The sequence below is a fragment of the Acinetobacter sp. YH12100 genome (assembly GCF_013419135.1).
Classification (GTDB): Bacteria; Pseudomonadota; Gammaproteobacteria; order Pseudomonadales; family Moraxellaceae; genus Acinetobacter; species Acinetobacter pseudolwoffii.
Genome location: NZ_VPAQ01000002.1, coordinates 251,964 through 267,518, shown reverse-complemented (window position 1 = coordinate 267,518; position 15,555 = coordinate 251,964). Strand labels below are relative to the sequence as shown.

Genomic DNA, 15,555 nt, shown 5'->3' with positions numbered 1-15,555 from the left:
TATCAATATGTTGAATTGATTCTTGATATAGGTCGTGAGGTGTGTAGTCTTCACGCTCTAGAAAGCGATTTACACTATCATGCGAGATATTATAAGTCTCGGCAAGTTGTGTGCAGCTAATAGAGTTCGGTTCTGTCATGAGAAAGCCCATATAAATGGGTAATGTACAAGTTGCTGTAGAAGCATGTTTAATTCGTCTGATCACAGATACTTTATAAAGTATTTTAATACTTTTTTGAATCCGTCAATGCGTAAGTCCTATTAATTTTCAACTGATTTTTGCTCTCTGGACTAGAGGGAGGAAAATTAAGCCAGAAACAGCCTTAAAACAAATATCACACAACAAATCTAGTATGTTTGGTCTTATGTCTTTATTGATTCACACTCGATTTTATTTGTGCAGCGCTTTGATTGAAAAAATACTGTTGGGGACAGTGATCATTTTATTCAAGAGTCACCTGATGATCTTTTAAATAGGATCGATGTTATCTATAGAGGGTCAAATCCTGTTATCAATGTCAGAATAAGCAATTCATGGAGCATTTTAAAATGGTCTGTATGGACGATATTTTCAGAAATCAGCCAATAGAAAATAATTCTCATTATAATTCAAAAAATTCACGATTTATCCCAATTTCGCTTTTATAATCAATCCCTATCTTTGATCCGAATTCGTACTCAATATGCCAAAAATAAAACCGACTAAACTGATTATGGCTGTCGTGATTGCCATTGCTGTCGCAGCGACCGCATGGTACTTCCTCAAACCAAAAGAAAAACCAATGCAATTCATTACGGCTGAAGTCACCACAGGCGATATTGAAAACTCTGTATTGGCAACAGGTGTACTTGAAGCGACCAAAATGGTAAGCGTAGGTGCTCAAGTCTCGGGTCAGGTAAAAAAAATGTATGTGCAGTTGGGCGATCAAGTTAAACAAGGTCAACTGATTGCCCGTATTGATTCTGTGCGTCAAGAAAATGAATTGAAAACAGCTGAAGCCAGCATTAAAAATCAACAAGCGCAGTTGACGGTAAAACAAGCGAATTTAGCGAAAGTAGAAGCAGAATATAACCGCCAAAAAGCCATGTATGCCCAAGATGCAACCTCAAAATCTGAGCTAGAAGCAGCAATGGCAAGCTTTAAAACAGCGCAAGCTGAAATCACGGCCATCAATGCACAAATTGAACAATCGCGCTTAACGCTTGCAACAGCCAAAGAAGACCTAGGCTATACCCAAATTGTTGCACCGATGGACGGTACGATTGTCGCGATTGTGACTGAAGAAGGTCAAACCGTGAACGCGAACCAAAGTGCGCCAACGATTGTGAAGCTGGCTAAATTAGACAACATGACCATTAAAGCTGAAATTTCTGAAGCCGATGTTATGAAAGTGGAAGAAGGTCAATCGGTTTACTTCACAACCCTTGGCAACAGTGAAAAGAAAATTTACGCGAAACTTCGCCAAGTTGAGCCTGCTCCAAACTCAATTAATACCGACACCAATACGGCGTCATCTTCAAGTTCAGCGGTGTATTACAACGCTTTGTTTGATGTACCGAATGAAGACGGCAAACTGCGTATTGATATGACCGCGCAAGTGTATATTGTGCTTGATGAAGCGAAAAATGTACTGACTATTCCTGCTTCTGCGATTGAAAGCTCAAACCGTCCACAACGTAGCCGTGGTGAAGGTTCAGGTGCAGCAGCAAGCGAAGCTAGCACACGTGGTCAACATGCTGAACGTGGTACAGGCGATCGTCCCCAGCGTTTAGAATTATCTGATGCAGAACGTAGTTTGATTGCGCAAGGTAAAGCAACGCGCGCAATGGTTCGTGTGGTCCAAGCGGATGGTACAGCTAAACCAACTCCTGTTCTTGTTGGTTTAAATAACCGTGTAACCGCACAAATTATCAAAGGTTTGAAAAAAGGCGATCAAGTTGTAATTGCAGATGGCTCTGATTCTTCTAATAACGCAGCAAAACGTAGCAGCGGTGGTAGCCGTGGCCCAGGTGCTGGTCCAATGAGAATGTAATCATGACCCAATCTAATCAACCTCTACTCGAGGTCAAAAATTTGATTCGTGAGTTTCCTGCCGGTGACAGCACGATTCAGATTTTAAAAGGTGTAAACCTTGAAATTTATCCGGGAGAATTGGTCGCGATTGTCGGTCAGTCTGGCTCGGGTAAATCGACATTAATGAACATTTTGGGCTGTTTGGACAAACCCACCACAGGTAGCTACAAAGTTAAAGGACGCGAAACACGCGAACTTGAAGCGGATGAATTGGCAAAATTGCGCCGTGAATATTTCGGCTTTATTTTCCAACGCTATCATCTACTCGGTGATTTAACCGCAGCGGGCAACGTTGAAGTTCCTGCTATTTATGCGGGTGCCGATGCGGTAGAACGTAATAAACGCTCGACTGAACTGTTGACCAATCTCGGTTTGGGTGAAAAAACTGAAAACCGTCCAAGTCAGCTTTCAGGCGGTCAGCAACAGCGTGTTTCCATTGCACGTGCCCTTATGAATGGTGGTGATGTTATTCTTGCCGATGAGCCAACAGGCGCACTCGATAAGAACAGCGGTATTGAAGTCATGCGCATTTTGCGTGAGCTGAATGCCAAAGGTCATACTATTATTTTGGTCACGCACGATCATAATGTTGCCAAAAATGCTACGCGTATTATTGAGATTTCTGACGGGAATATTATTTCCGATCAGCCCAATGTACCTGAAGTCGAAGATGGTTTTGTCAAACATGAGCTTGTACCTGCACCACAAAAGAAAATTCCGGCATGGCGTGCTGCATTTGACCGCTTAGGTGAAGCGTTCCGTATGGCGCTCTTGGCCATGAATGCACACCGTATGCGAACTTTCTTGACCATGCTCGGGATTATTATCGGGATTGCATCGGTCGTATCGGTCGTTGCGCTGGGTAATGGTTCACAAAAGCAGATTTTAGAAAATATTAGTAGCTTGGGTACCAACACCATTACCGTATTCCAAGGTCGTGGTTTTGGTGACAACTCTAGATCATCTCAAGCCAAAACGTTGATTCCTGCCGATGCAGATGCCTTAGCAGAACAACCCTATGTGGATGGCGTGAGTCCTTCGGTGACCAGTAGTGTCACCGCTCGCTTTAAAGAAGTCGAAGCCTCTGCAACCGTGAACGGTGTCAGCGCTGATTTCTTCTATGTAAAAGGTTTGAACTTTAAATCAGGTCAAGCGTTTGATAAACACAGCGTGACTCAACAAGCACAAGATGTGGTGATCGATACCAACACCCAAAATACATTCTTTAAAGATGGTACTAATCCCGTAGGCCAAGTGCTGTTATTGGGTAGTGTCCCGAGCCGTATTATTGGTATTGTGGAAGCACAAGCCGGCATGGGCAGTTCTGATACTTTAAACGTGTATCTGCCCTACTCGACCGTCATGAGCCGTATGCTGGGTCAGTCTAATGTGCGTAATATTATTGTGCGTATTAAAGATGAATACCCAAGTGCTGCTGCGGAAAATGCCATCTTGAATCTATTGGTTCAACGCCATGGTGCACAAGATGTATTTACCCAAAATGCCGATAGTATTCGTGAAACCATTCAACAAACCACGAAAACCATGACCTTGCTGATTTCAGCCATTGCCGTGATCTCATTGGTGGTTGGTGGGATTGGGGTGATGAATATCATGCTGGTGTCCGTGACTGAACGTACTCAGGAAATTGGGGTGCGGATGGCAGTGGGTGCACGTCAAAGTGATATTTTGCAGCAGTTCCTGATTGAGGCAGTGCTGGTGTGTATTTTAGGCGGTATTTTGGGGGTGCTGCTCTCGCTCGGGATTGGCCAGCTAATTACCCACTTTGCCGGCGGTACTTTCCAGATGGCCTATTCAACCACTTCGATTGTGGCTGCCTTTGTCTGCTCAAGCCTGATTGGAATTGTGTTTGGCTTTATCCCGGCACGTAATGCCGCTCGTCTGAATCCAGTCGATGCGCTTTCTCGCGAATAAGGAACCTGATATGCAAATGAATTTAACCAAGCTTGCCAGTGCCCTGTTGCTGGGAAGCTCGCTGACCGGTTGTGCGGCAGTGGTAAAAACACCTTATGAGCAGCCTGCGATCAATATGCCGGGCAACTTTCAAAATAATAAGGTTTTAAGTCAGCAGATCCATGCCGACATTCTGGCAGATCAATGGTGGACCTTATTTAAAGATCCGCAATTGAACAGTTTGGTCGATCAAGTGCTGGCGCAGAATACAGATCTGGCGGTGGCTGGCATCAGTTTACAACAGGCCCGCATTCAAGCCAGACAGGCTCAAAGCCAGCAAGGCGTTCGTGTCGGTGATGCAGGAATTTCGACAGGTCATCGTTTTAGCCTGGATGGTGGTGGCGATTCTTCGACCGGTCTTTCACTGGGTTATCCGGGCTTAAGCTATGAACTGGATCTGTTTGGCAAACTGGCCAATCAAACCGAAGCCGCTCGCTGGGAGGCCTTAGCTTCTGAAGAAGACTTGCAGGCAACTGCTCAAAGCCTGATTGGCACCACGGCGCAATTATACTGGCAACTGGCCTATCTGAATGAACGTTATAGCGTGGTACAGCAAAATCTGGCGACCGCGCAAAAAACCTATGATCTTGTACGGGTACAATATCGTGCCGGTGCAGTATCCGGTCTGGATTTAACTCAGGCGGAACAGGCAATTCAAAGTCAACAGGCGACCTTAAGCCAGATTGAACAGCAACGTGTGGAAACACGTACCGGACTCGCGGTATTGCTACACATGCCGGTTCAACAGCTCGCGATTCAAGAGCCAAGCCGTTTACCGAATATTCAATTGCCGAGTATTCAGGCTGACTTACCGGCGAGTTTATTGTCACGTCGTCCTGACCTTCGAGCCACTGAACTACGCTTACGTAAGGCACTAGCCAATAAAGATGCCAACAAAGCCAGCTACTATCCATCAATTAGTTTGACCGGTAATCTGACCACCGGTATTGGCAGCAGTACTTCCCTCTCGAATGCCTTAAAAAATCCGGTTGCAACTTTTGGTGCTGGTCTAACCTTGCCTTTCTTGCAATGGAATGATATGAAACGTGATTTACAGGTGAATGAACTGGAATATGAAAAAGCGATTATTCAATATCGCCAGACCATGTACGAAGCCTTTGCCGATGTGGAAAATGCCTTATCGAACCGGACTGAAATCAGTAAGCAAGTCACTTTGCAGCAACGTAATGTCGAACTGGCTGAACGTACCGAACGTCTGACTGAAGTACGTTATCGTAATGGCGCGGTGGCGTTAAAGAACCTGCTGGATGCACAGGAAACCACACGGAATGCACGGCTGTCTTTGGTACAAACCCGACAGAACCAGTACAATGCCTATGTGACTTTAATGCAGGCATTAGGTGGCAGTCCAATCCAGCAATTACCTTAAACAAAGCTTGAACCATAAAAAAACCGCTGCCAGACAGCGGTTTTTTATATTGCGTGATGTCAATAAAAATTACTTCATTTCTAAATAGGCATGCACATTTTTCAATAATTCAGTTGATCGCTCATGCTCGAGCAAACTGCCTTTTTCCAGCCAGTCCCGCGCGACTCCAATATCGCGTTCCACCCCAATTCCCTTGGTATATAAACGTCCCAGATGACTATAAGCATCGGCATTGACCTGCGCTGCCGCCTGACGGTAATACTGTACCGCCTGTTCGATATTTGCCTCAGTGCCTATGCCATTTTCAAACGCTTCCCCCAGCGCATTCAGTGCCACACTATTCTGCTGAGCAGCCGCTTTTTGCAGATAGCTCAAACCTAAGGCAATATCCTGCGCAATCTGTTTTCCTTTAAGATACTCCAAGCCCAATTCTGCCTGTGCCTGTGCATGTCCCAGTTGTGCAGCCTGATGCAGATAACGATTGGCCTGCTCTGGATTAAGGATAAAGACCGGATAAAGACCTGACAGAGCCTGATACAGGAACCAGGCTGCTTCCTTGGAGCCTTTCGCAACCGCCTGATTCAGATATTGAATGGCTTTGTCGCGTGTCGGCAATGGATATTCCGCCAGACTATAAAAACGCCCGACCACATAAATTAAATCTGCCTCAGACTGAGCCTCGATCTGCCAGTATTGCTGGGCCACTGCCTGAATCATGCGGGTGGCTTTGGCTGTGTCTTTTACAGTACCGATGCCATTTAAATAACACAGTGCCAGACCCATTTGTGCATAAGCATCATCGGAACTGAGCTGAAATGCTGCCTGATATAATTCAAATGCCTTTTGCGGCTCATAAGCCACTAGATGCTGTTCAAAATACAGCGCGGCAATCATGCATAAAGCGGGCGGATGCTGAGTATTGGCAGCTTCAGACCAGTAACGAAACGCCATGGTTTCATTTTTATCGACATACCAGCCATGAAAATAAGTCAGTCCAATTAAAGTCTTGGAATGCGCATCGGCATGTTCTTTGGACTGCTGCATCAAATGCTGGAACACGCGCTGACGCTGGTCGGTATCGATACGGCCTTGCAGTACGCCAGCATAATAATCATAGAGACCTTTTTGATCACCAAGACTGATACAGCGTTTAATAAATTGCAGGGCTTGAGTCTGGTCTTGGGGCAGCCTCTGTCCACGCGCATAATCATCGGCGATCTGCTGATTGGCAGCCAGATGATCTTGCTGCGCAGCTAAAAACAGATAATGAATTCCCTGAACCAAATCTTGAGCCGCTGAATCTGTTAAATAATACTGCGCCAGTTGATACTGCGAATTGCTATGTCCCTGCCCGGCATTTTGAATGAGTAAGGCCAAGCGCTGCTGTTCAGCGTTCTTCTCTTCTGGATTTGTTTCTGTAGTGGAAGAAAGTTCAGTGATGCGGTACTGGGCATCCAGATTGCCACGGGCTACGGCATGTCGGTACCAGTACAGCGCCTTTTCCGGGTCAGCCATTTGATAGCGTTGCTCCTCATGAATCTGCCCCAGATGATAAGCTGCGTCATCACTGCCCAGATGAAAGGCTTTATCGAGATAACTGATGGCTGTTTCCGTATTTTGCGCATGTCCCAGACCCTGCAAATGCATCAGCCCCATGCCGACATAAGCCTGTGGAATTTCCTGTTGCTGGGCAAGATTCTGGTAAATCTGATAGGCGCGTGCATAATTCGGATGTTCAGGATCTGAACTCAAGCGCGCCGCATGCTTGAGCTGTGCATCAAGCTGCTCAATCCATAGATCATGCTGCACAGCTTTGGCCTGATCACGTTTCACCGGATCCGGACGTTTCCACATCCAGATTCCCAAAGCCCCTATCCCCAAAATCAATACCAGCAAGAACCACATAACTGCTCCAAAACATTATTTTTGTTCTGCAAATGAATCCTTTCATTCTAAACGCCGTCTCAAAAAAAGCACATATCTTGTGCTTTTTATTTTGTAAATCAGGCTTTTGCTCTTTTACTATCCAGCTTCTTCAAGCCTTCTGCCACAGCGACCATGGCAAAGCTTGATGTCACCACCACGGCAGAGCCATAACCACCACAGCGCAAGCCGGCACTGGCACAGACATCGGCACTCGAGAACGGATTATCGATTGAATAGACACAGGTAATGCCGAATTTTTCTTTAGGTTTTTTACAAATACCTTTGCCGCGTAACTGGGCACGCAATTTGGCCAGCATCGGGTCCTGTTCGGTTTTAGATAAATCGGCCACCCGAATTTTCAGGGGATCCAGTTTACCGCCTGCCCCGCCCGACACAATCAAGGGAATCTTGTTAAAGCGACAATGCAGCATCAAGGCAAATTTGGCCTTCACATCATCAATACAGTCGAGAATTAAATCAGGATTACCTGCTAAAATTTCTTTGATATTTTCCGGCGTCAGATAGTCATCAATCAGATTAATCTTGATCCGTGGATTAATGGCATGACAACGCTCGGCCATCACTGCAATTTTTTCATGGCCCAAGGTCGTGCTCATGGCAGGCAATTGACGATTAATATTGGATGCCGCCACCACATCCATATCGACCAAACTCAGCTCGCCCACACCGCTACGTGCCAGCGCTTCTACTGCCCAAGAACCGACACCACCGATGCCAATCACCATCACATGACTTTTTTCATAATGACTGAAGCTGTCTTCTCCATAAATTTTGGCAACACCCGCAAAGCGGCGCTCATATTCATCGTCTTGAAGCAGTTCAGTCATAAGTCATCAATAGCTGTTAAATCACGGCTTATTTTAGCAAAGTCAGCATTTTTTTACTGCTTCTAAAATTTTGATACAAAATCTATCAGCAAAATCAGAAAGATAAATTCAGGAACATTTATAATTGGATAAAATTCATACATAAAACTTTAAATATGGGAGTCAAACACTGTGCTGATCAATGCTCTTTTGGCTCTCAATTTTATACTGATCACTCTACATTTTTATTTTTACAGTAGCCAAAAACAGAAAAACTATGCGCTGAGTATTTTTATTCGTTTGTTGATTTTAGGCCTATTCGGATATGTGATCCTAGATCGCCATGAAACCCAGACCCATCTGATTTTGGTACTGATATCCTGGGTGATATTTGAACTGATTGAGAGTTTATATCAAAAGAAAAAAGCATCAATCTCATAAAAAAAGAGGCTTGCGCCTCTTTCAATCCATCTAAACTTAGTCTTTATTCATGATAAAGAAATATTGACGATAGTATTTCAGTTCGGCAATTGAATCACGAATGTCATCCATCGCCAGATGCGAAGCATTTTTCTTGAGACCACTCATAATTTCTGGACGCCAGCGTTTTGCCAGCTCTTTCACTGAAGAGACATCCAGATTACGGTAATGGAAATACTGCTCCAGCTCAGGCATCAGGCGATGCAAGAAACGGCGATCCTGACAGATCGAGTTACCACACATCGGGGATGATTTTGGATTGACCCATTTCTTCAGGAATTCAATAGTTTGCTGTTCTGCATCCTGAGCCGTCAGTTTACTGCGACGCACCCGTTCAATCAGACCCGATTGACCATGTTGACGAGTGTTCCACTCATCCATGGCATTTAACAGACGTGCAGGCTGATGCACCGCAAGCACAGGACCTTCTGCCAGAATATTCAAATTGTCATCGGTTACAATCGTCGCAATTTCAATAATTTGGTCATTGTCTGTGTCTAGACCTGTCATTTCAAGGTCAATCCAAATCAGGCGGGTATCAGCGGTGCTGCTCATAAATGTGCAATCTTATTGGGTTTAAAAACAACTATAGTAGCAAATTAATTACATCTTGGGTGTCATTCGGGGGCTGCTTCATGCTATTTTTGCCATCTGATTTACCCGGTTTTTTAGGATATGAATGGCCTTAATACGTAAGCGTCGTCTGACAGAGCAACAACAGCGCCGCATTCAGAAACAACAGAAAACACGTCAAGAAGATCTCGATACCTCCAGTGATCTGGAAGGTTTGGTAGTGCAACACTACGGCCGCCAACTTGAAGTGCAAGCTTTGTCTACTCCTGACATTCACCCTGAAAAACCTGTGGTTGCCGATGGCGAGCCTGAACCTTTCTGGAAAGAAATTGAATTGGGCAGTGTCTGGCGCTGTCATACCCGAACCAATCTGGATTTATTGGTCACGGGTGACCGGGTTAAATGGCAAGCCGATCCGAATACCGGATTGGGGATTATTACGGCGATTCATCCACGTAAATCCTTATTGACCCGTCCTGACCGCTATCACAAGGTTAAACCGGTAGCGGCCAATATTTCACTGATTGTGATTGTGTTTGCACCATTGCCTGAGCCAGCACCGGGCCTGATCGACCGTTATCTGGTGGCCTGTGCCGATGCCGATATTCCCGCACTGCTGGTGATGAATAAAGCCGATTTGCTCAAAGAAAATGATCCAATTCTGACTCTGCTACAAGAATATCAAGACCTCGGTTATGAAGTAATGCAAACCCAGTCCGATGGTGATCTGACTGTATTGTCCAATCGTCTGGAAAATGAAACGGTGGCTTTTGTCGGTCAATCGGGTGTCGGTAAAAGTACGCTGATCAATGCGATCGTGCCAGATGCAGCCCAGAAAACCAATATTATTTCGGAAAACTCGGCACTCGGTCAGCACACCACCACCTCAACCCGTTTGATCGGTTTTGGTGAAGGTGCTGCCCTGATCGACTCTCCGGGAATTCGTGAATTTGGCCTGTGGCATCTGCCTTTAGATAAGGTACAAATCGGTTTTCCTGAAATTGAAAACCTGCTCGGACACTGTCAGTTCCGGAACTGCACGCATAAGCATGAAAAACAATGTGCTTTACGTCAGGCCGCGAGTGCGGGTGAAATTTTACCGCGCCGACTGGACAGCTATTTGCGTTTAATCGATGAAATCACTGAAGCACAGCAAAAAAATTAATTTTCTTGTGCCTCAACCCTTGAAGCGGTGATTTTGATCACCATATTTATGAGCTATACTCTTGGCAATTTTAAAATTGTAATTAGGTGAATTGTGGAACGTTGGTTCGAGTTTATGGGGAATCACCCCTTCTTATTTGGAACACTCGCGGTATTGGTAGTTTTGTTCTTCATTATCGAAGGTCAACGTAACGGTCGTAAAATTTCTCCGCAGTCGCTGGGAATTTTAGTCAAAGCAAAAAATGCCATGCTGATTGATTTACGGGATGCCAAAGACTTCCGTGAAGGTCATATCAGCGGCAGCCGTAACATTCCATATAGCCAGATTACAAAGCATGTTGAAGAGCTGAAAGCATCTGATCGCCCTTTGGTGTTCATTTGTAACCTTGGACAGGTGGCTGGTACTGCGCTACAACAAGTGGGTCATGCCGATGCATACCGTCTTGATGGCGGCATCAGTAACTGGAAAGCCCAGGGTTTACCTTTGGTGAAAAGCAAATAATCCACGAACAGGAGATTGATCATGGCTGACGTTATTGTTTATTCAACGACTGTGTGTCCTTATTGCGTGCGTGCAAAACAGTTGCTTGAGCGCAAAGGTGTCGCATATAAAGAAATTAATCTATCTCAAGAAGCACCTGAAGTACGTCTTGAATTGATGCAGCGTACCAATCACCGCACTGTGCCACAAATTTTTATTAAGGATCAATTCATCGGTGGTTTCGACCAGCTTTATGCTTTAGAGCGTGAAGGCAAACTCGATGAATTACTGGCTTAATTCTATTAAAATCATCACTTTATATTAAGGATCAAAGAATGAGTGAAGAACAACAAGCTCAACCACAATTGGCATTAGAGCGTATTTATACCAAAGATATTTCTTTTGAGGTTCCTGGGGCACAAGTTTTTACCAAGCAATGGCAACCTGAGCTCAACATCAACCTTTCTTCTTCTGCAGAAAAAATTGATGAGACTCATTTTGAAGTGGCTTTAAAAGTCGTTGTTCAAGCGACCAATGAAGGTGATACTGCTTTTATCGTCGACGTGACTCAAGCCGGTATCTTCTTGGTAGATGGCGTTGAAGAAGAGCGTCTTCCATACATCCTGGGCGCATACTGCCCGAACATTCTGTTCCCGTTCCTGCGTGAAGCAGTGAATGATATGGTGACTAAAGGTAGCTTCCCACAGTTGCTGCTTACCCCAATCAACTTCGATGCTGAATTTGAAGCCAATATGCAACGTGCACAAACTGCCGCTGTAGATGGTCAGGCTTAATCGCTGTCCTGCAAATCTAAAAAAGACCGCTTATGCGGTCTTTTTTATGGCCTTGAGTGAACTCCCCCTTTATCAAAGGGGGAATGAGGGGGATTTTGCTCATTCACTCTTTTTTTTAAGAAAGGGTTTAGCGAGATTAAAGAAAAATAATCCCTCCTAACCTTCCTTTAAAAAAGGGAGGAACTCTCCCCCCCACGGCAGAGAATAGACTTTTATTCCGCATCCGCCATTAAATCAGCACTCATACCCACGGTATTGAAACCGGCATCGACATACAGGATTTCACCGGTAATGCCATTGGCCCATGGCGAGCACAGGAATAATGCGGCATTCCCGACATCTTCAATCGTCACATTACGTTTCAGTGGTGCAACTTTCTCATTCAGGTCGAGCATTTTACGGAATGATTTAATACCTGAAGCTGCCAGAGTACGGATCGGACCCGCAGAGATCGCGTTCACACGAATCCCTTCCTGACCCAAGCTCGAAGCTAAATAACGAACACCGGCTTCTAAAGAGGCTTTGGCCATACCCATCACGTTATAGTTCGGCATTACGCGCTCAGAACCTTGATAAGTTAGCGTTAACAGGCAACCTTGACGGACTTGTAGCAAAGGCTTTGCCGCACGTGCCATCGCGATAAAGCTATAGGCACTGATGTCATGTGCAATGTTAAAACCTTCACGGTCCGTGATTTCGGTGAAGTCACCATCCAAAGTATGCGCCGGTGCGAAACCGATAGAATGCACCACGCCGTCCAGACCATCCCAGTGTTTTGCCAGCTCAGCAAATGCATTATCAATATCAGCATCTACCGCCACATCACAAGGAAAAACCAGTTTTGAACCAAACTGTTCAGCAAAGTCATCTACCCGCTTTTTCAGCTTTTCATTTGGATAAGTAAAAGCTAATTCAGCACCTTCACGATGTAATGCCTGAGCAATACCAAAAGCAATGGATAATTTACTCGCAATACCCGCGATCAAGAAGCGCTTACCCGCCAAAAGTCCTTGTGCCATGTGAATCTCACCTAAAAGAATATATATGCATGATGCCAAGTCTGAGGCATTTTAGAAATTGCATAATGCATCTTTTTTTAACAGATACCAAATTACAGCAGATACAGCCGAGCAATAAAAACCGGCATTATTCATCGGCCAAATTCAAAACCTGATGGGTATTCTGCCAGAGTTGCTGTGCCAATTTGGCTTGATCTTGCCCTAAGCTTTGTGCCAAACCTTCCAGTACATAAGGCAAGTTGGCAGGTGTATTGCGGGTACGTTGCTCACCTGACTGTTGACAGCATAACGGCGTCATATCCGGACAATCGGTTTCCAGCACCAGATGTTCTGCACCGACTGCCTGTACCACCTGATGCAGTTTTCTGGCATTCGGATTGGTAATCTGACCAGTAACACCAAGCTTAAACCCCAACTTGACAAAAGCCTTGGCTTCCTCGACACCTCCGCCAAAGGCATGTGCGATTCCACCCTGTTTAAACTGATGCTGTTTTAAAATTTGTAAAACTTCTGCATGTGATTTACGGATATGCAGCAAAATCGGCTTATCAAATTGTTGTGCCAGTTCAATTTGTGCAGCGAAAAAATATTGCTGCTTTTGAAAAATTTCAGGTTGTTTATGCTGCTTTAAAAATGTGTCGAGACCGATTTCACCAATGGCAATGCATTGTTCATTTCTAAGTAGCTGCTCCAGATCATATAAATGTTCAGCCTGATGCTGTTCAATATAAAACGGATGCAAGCCGGGTGCCAAGTGGCTATGCGGTGCATTTTCCAACCCGTTGATAAAATGGTGGGTTTTTAACAAATCCTGAAAGCGGTTTTGCAAAAAGCCAATTAGAACCAGATGTTCCACACCTACCGCTTTGGCCGCATAGGCCAGATGTTCCCGATCAGGATCAAAATCGGGAACATCAAAATGGGTATGCGTATCGAACAGTTTTAACTTCATTCGGCTTTAGATGCTAACGCTGGCTGTGCCTCAGAGGCTGCTGTTTCAGCTTGCAGCAGATATTGCGGTTTTAGCACGCCTTGTAGCTGCGCATAAGGAATCATTAAGCGCGGCAAACCCACCACATAAGGTCCGATTTCATATTCGGCATATTGTAAGATCAAACCTTCTTTGGCCAGATAAAAATTATCGGTCAGTATGAACTTCCAGGCCTGTTCATATTCAGCGACATCTTTTGCCAGCTTGGACTCCATGACCCAGACTTTAAAAGCCTCATACGCCTGTGCTTCGAGTTTGGCTTTTTGCTTCTCGGCAATAATGTCATCCAGCTTGACCAGTGTTTGCTGTTCAAGATCAAAATTATAATAGCGCTGTGCAGATGCTCCGTGCGCACCTCCCAGATAATGGCTACTGTTTAGCACCACAGTCGCCAATGGATCACCCGAATTCAGAATCTTGGGCTTAATCATCAGGCTAATGCTATGACTGGCACTCAGTGCTTTGAGCTCCTTGTCCAGATTCAAGAAGGTCTGCATAGAAGGCTGAATTTGCTGCTCAAGCTGCTGTTTTGGTGTAGTGACCGTCGACAAGGCTGTTTTTGGTTCAGAAGCAGCCACTTCGGCTTCACTGGCAGCAGTGGCTTTTGCCGGCTCAATCGCATCGACAGACAGGATATTTTTTAACTGTTGCAAAATCTGCTGATCGATCCATTCATCAATAAAGCGCTGATTACTGTTCAGGCGTTCAATCGAAATTTCCGGACAGTTTTTACCCTCACACTCTGGAATCACCAGCTTGAGTTTTTCGGTATCACCACTAAGTTTCAGGACTTCTGGCTCGGTTTGTACCACTTCAGGAGAAGTCAGCTCTTTCGGCTCATTGCTCTTCGGCTGACATGCACTCAGTAAAACTGCGGATGCCAGTATCGATAGACAAAAAATATTCTTATATTTTGGCATTCATTACCCTTTTCAAAACGTGTAATTAATCCTGAGAGGATTACAACCTTTAGAACATATTCCGATAGACTTCGGCTTTCAAGACCTGTTGTGTTTGTTCTTTTGTTAAATAGATATCCAGTTGTTTGGCATCTTTGCTAATGTCATGACTACGATAATGCAGACCAATCCCTTCCTGATCGAAGAACCACTCAGCCTGCCCCCAATACAGTTTTTTCGGTGCTTGCTGCTGAACCTCGTGATTATTGTCCTTTAACCATTTTTCATAAGCGGTTTGAATGATCTTGTCCATTAACAACTGTTGTTTGGGATCGATAATATCCAGTGGGGTCAGCATTTTTTGTTGTTGACGATCGGCTACAAAAAAATAATAGCGCTCATACACACTGATATTTTCCTGTTTACTATCAATACCAATTTGCAGCAAGACATATTGATTACGCTGATAGGGAATGCGGGTATACAGCGATAATTCATAAGCCTGATTGAGCTGGAGTTGAGCCTGCCAGGCATCCGATTTTTTCACATAGGCATTCATCGCCTGTTGTAAACTCATATCCTGTTTTAAGCCAATTTGATCCTGAATTACCTTGGCCTGCTGTTTTTCGATCCAGTGATTCATCCAGGGATCAGCCGTATATAAAGTCTGGATATCGACATTGATACAGTTTTTGATTTCACAAAATGGCAAGGCGATCTTGGCCGGTTGTTCTTGAATATTCAGGTAAGGCAAAATACTGGCACTTTGCTTAACTGGGGTTGTTTTTCCATCCGGCTGGTCAAGTTCCGGTTCTTTTTCGCTTTTATCACAGCCACTCAGGACAAGACTTAAACCAATGACAGCACCGAGGGCGGCTTCCTTGCTGAACTTCATTTTTAAACAATCTATCAGGTTATGAATAGTTTAAATGTAACATAAAACAAAACAGCTTCCGGAGAAGC

The 15,555-nt window shown here is 44.7% G+C and carries 14 protein-coding genes and 1 pseudogene; 7 read left to right on the top strand and 8 right to left on the bottom strand.

Features of this window, described 5'->3' with window-relative positions; genetic code table 11:
• A pseudogene (locus FTU40_RS03110) lies at positions 1-205 on the bottom strand (IS701 family transposase); the annotation flags it as partial.
• Positions 206-683: 478 nt separating this feature from the next.
• Here FTU40_RS03110 and FTU40_RS03105 point away from each other — a divergent pair.
• From FTU40_RS03105 to FTU40_RS03095, 3 genes are read left to right on the top strand one after another with little or no spacing between them, the layout of a single operon-like run.
• Positions 684-2,033: a MacA family efflux pump subunit gene (locus tag FTU40_RS03105; RefSeq protein WP_100329237.1), complete on the top strand. Its 1,350-nt coding sequence runs from the start codon at positions 684-686 to the stop codon at positions 2,031-2,033.
• Positions 2,034-2,035: 2 nt separating this feature from the next.
• Positions 2,036-4,009 (top strand): MacB family efflux pump subunit, encoded by a 1,974-nt coding sequence (locus FTU40_RS03100; RefSeq protein ID WP_100329238.1) that lies wholly within the window; start codon positions 2,036-2,038, stop codon positions 4,007-4,009.
• A 10-nt stretch (positions 4,010-4,019) separates the two neighbouring features.
• Positions 4,020-5,438, top strand: a complete 1,419-nt coding sequence (locus tag FTU40_RS03095) for an efflux transporter outer membrane subunit (protein ID WP_100355669.1) — start codon at positions 4,020-4,022, stop codon at positions 5,436-5,438.
• Between the two features lie 69 nt (positions 5,439-5,507).
• On the opposite strand, the gene FTU40_RS03090 is transcribed toward FTU40_RS03095, so the two are convergent.
• From FTU40_RS03090 to orn, 3 genes are all read right to left on the bottom strand, one after another.
• A complete protein-coding gene (locus FTU40_RS03090) occupies positions 5,508-7,343 on the bottom strand; it encodes a tetratricopeptide repeat protein (protein WP_180039733.1) in 1,836 nt (611 codons plus the stop codon).
• Between the two features lie 98 nt (positions 7,344-7,441).
• Positions 7,442-8,212, bottom strand: a complete 771-nt coding sequence (locus tag FTU40_RS03085) for a ThiF family adenylyltransferase (protein WP_005172727.1) — start codon at positions 8,210-8,212, stop codon at positions 7,442-7,444.
• A 456-nt stretch (positions 8,213-8,668) separates the two neighbouring features.
• Positions 8,669-9,226 carry an oligoribonuclease gene (gene orn, locus FTU40_RS03080; protein WP_004278381.1) on the bottom strand — a complete coding sequence of 186 codons (558 nt, stop codon included), beginning with the start codon at positions 9,224-9,226 and terminating at the stop codon, positions 8,669-8,671.
• Positions 9,227-9,350: 124 nt separating this feature from the next.
• Here orn and rsgA point away from each other — a divergent pair, with 124 nt between their 5' ends.
• The 4 genes from rsgA (at position 9,351) to secB (ending at position 11,683) form a co-directional block, all read left to right on the top strand.
• Complete coding sequence (gene rsgA / locus FTU40_RS03075; RefSeq protein WP_005095621.1) at positions 9,351-10,409, top strand: ribosome small subunit-dependent GTPase A; 1,059 nt, start codon at positions 9,351-9,353, stop codon at positions 10,407-10,409.
• Positions 10,410-10,502: 93 nt separating this feature from the next.
• Positions 10,503-10,910, top strand: a complete 408-nt coding sequence (locus tag FTU40_RS03070; protein ID WP_005095619.1) for a rhodanese-like domain-containing protein — start codon at positions 10,503-10,505, stop codon at positions 10,908-10,910.
• An 18-nt stretch (positions 10,911-10,928) separates the two neighbouring features.
• Positions 10,929-11,186 carry a glutaredoxin 3 gene (gene grxC, locus FTU40_RS03065; protein WP_100329331.1) on the top strand — a complete coding sequence of 86 codons (258 nt, stop codon included), beginning with the start codon at positions 10,929-10,931 and terminating at the stop codon, positions 11,184-11,186.
• A gap of 38 nt (positions 11,187-11,224) precedes the next feature.
• Entirely contained in the window at positions 11,225-11,683 is a 459-nt protein-coding gene (gene secB / locus FTU40_RS03060) for a protein-export chaperone SecB (RefSeq protein WP_004278389.1), read from the top strand.
• A gap of 212 nt (positions 11,684-11,895) precedes the next feature.
• On the opposite strand, the gene FTU40_RS03055 is transcribed toward secB, so the two are convergent.
• From FTU40_RS03055 to FTU40_RS03040, 4 genes are all read right to left on the bottom strand, one after another.
• Positions 11,896-12,702, bottom strand: a complete 807-nt coding sequence (locus tag FTU40_RS03055; RefSeq protein WP_005095616.1) for an enoyl-ACP reductase — start codon at positions 12,700-12,702, stop codon at positions 11,896-11,898.
• A 127-nt stretch (positions 12,703-12,829) separates the two neighbouring features.
• On the bottom strand, positions 12,830-13,654 hold the full coding sequence (locus FTU40_RS03050) for a TatD family hydrolase (protein WP_180039732.1): 825 nt from the start codon (positions 13,652-13,654) through the stop codon (positions 12,830-12,832).
• A complete protein-coding gene (locus FTU40_RS03045; RefSeq protein WP_180039730.1) occupies positions 13,651-14,613 on the bottom strand; it encodes an RsiV family protein in 963 nt (320 codons plus the stop codon). Before FTU40_RS03045 ends, FTU40_RS03050 begins: the two co-directional genes overlap by 4 nt.
• A 49-nt stretch (positions 14,614-14,662) precedes the next feature.
• Positions 14,663-15,487, bottom strand: a complete 825-nt coding sequence (locus tag FTU40_RS03040; RefSeq protein ID WP_100355664.1) for a hypothetical protein — start codon at positions 15,485-15,487, stop codon at positions 14,663-14,665.
• Positions 15,488-15,555 lie beyond the last annotated feature (68 nt).

What these genes read in the sequence shown, in the direction of transcription:
- secB (WP_004278389.1), top strand. Translation starts at nt 11,225, where the DNA reads ATGAGTGAAGAACAACAAGCTCAACCACAATTGGCATTAGAGCGTATT.
- rsgA (WP_005095621.1), top strand. Translation starts at nt 9,351, where the DNA reads ATGGCCTTAATACGTAAGCGTCGTCTGACAGAGCAACAACAGCGCCGC.
- FTU40_RS03040 (WP_100355664.1), bottom strand. Translation starts at nt 15,487, where the DNA reads ATGAAGTTCAGCAAGGAAGCCGCCCTCGGTGCTGTCATTGGTTTAAGT.
- FTU40_RS03045 (WP_180039730.1), bottom strand. Translation starts at nt 14,613, where the DNA reads ATGCCAAAATATAAGAATATTTTTTGTCTATCGATACTGGCATCCGCA.
- FTU40_RS03095 (WP_100355669.1), top strand. Translation starts at nt 4,020, where the DNA reads ATGCAAATGAATTTAACCAAGCTTGCCAGTGCCCTGTTGCTGGGAAGC.
- orn (WP_004278381.1), bottom strand. Translation starts at nt 9,226, where the DNA reads ATGAGCAGCACCGCTGATACCCGCCTGATTTGGATTGACCTTGAAATG.
- FTU40_RS03090 (WP_180039733.1), bottom strand. Translation starts at nt 7,343, where the DNA reads ATGTGGTTCTTGCTGGTATTGATTTTGGGGATAGGGGCTTTGGGAATC.
- FTU40_RS03105 (WP_100329237.1), top strand. Translation starts at nt 684, where the DNA reads ATGCCAAAAATAAAACCGACTAAACTGATTATGGCTGTCGTGATTGCC.
- FTU40_RS03055 (WP_005095616.1), bottom strand. Translation starts at nt 12,702, where the DNA reads ATGGCACAAGGACTTTTGGCGGGTAAGCGCTTCTTGATCGCGGGTATT.
- FTU40_RS03085 (WP_005172727.1), bottom strand. Translation starts at nt 8,212, where the DNA reads ATGACTGAACTGCTTCAAGACGATGAATATGAGCGCCGCTTTGCGGGT.
- FTU40_RS03050 (WP_180039732.1), bottom strand. Translation starts at nt 13,654, where the DNA reads ATGAAGTTAAAACTGTTCGATACGCATACCCATTTTGATGTTCCCGAT.
- FTU40_RS03100 (WP_100329238.1), top strand. Translation starts at nt 2,036, where the DNA reads ATGACCCAATCTAATCAACCTCTACTCGAGGTCAAAAATTTGATTCGT.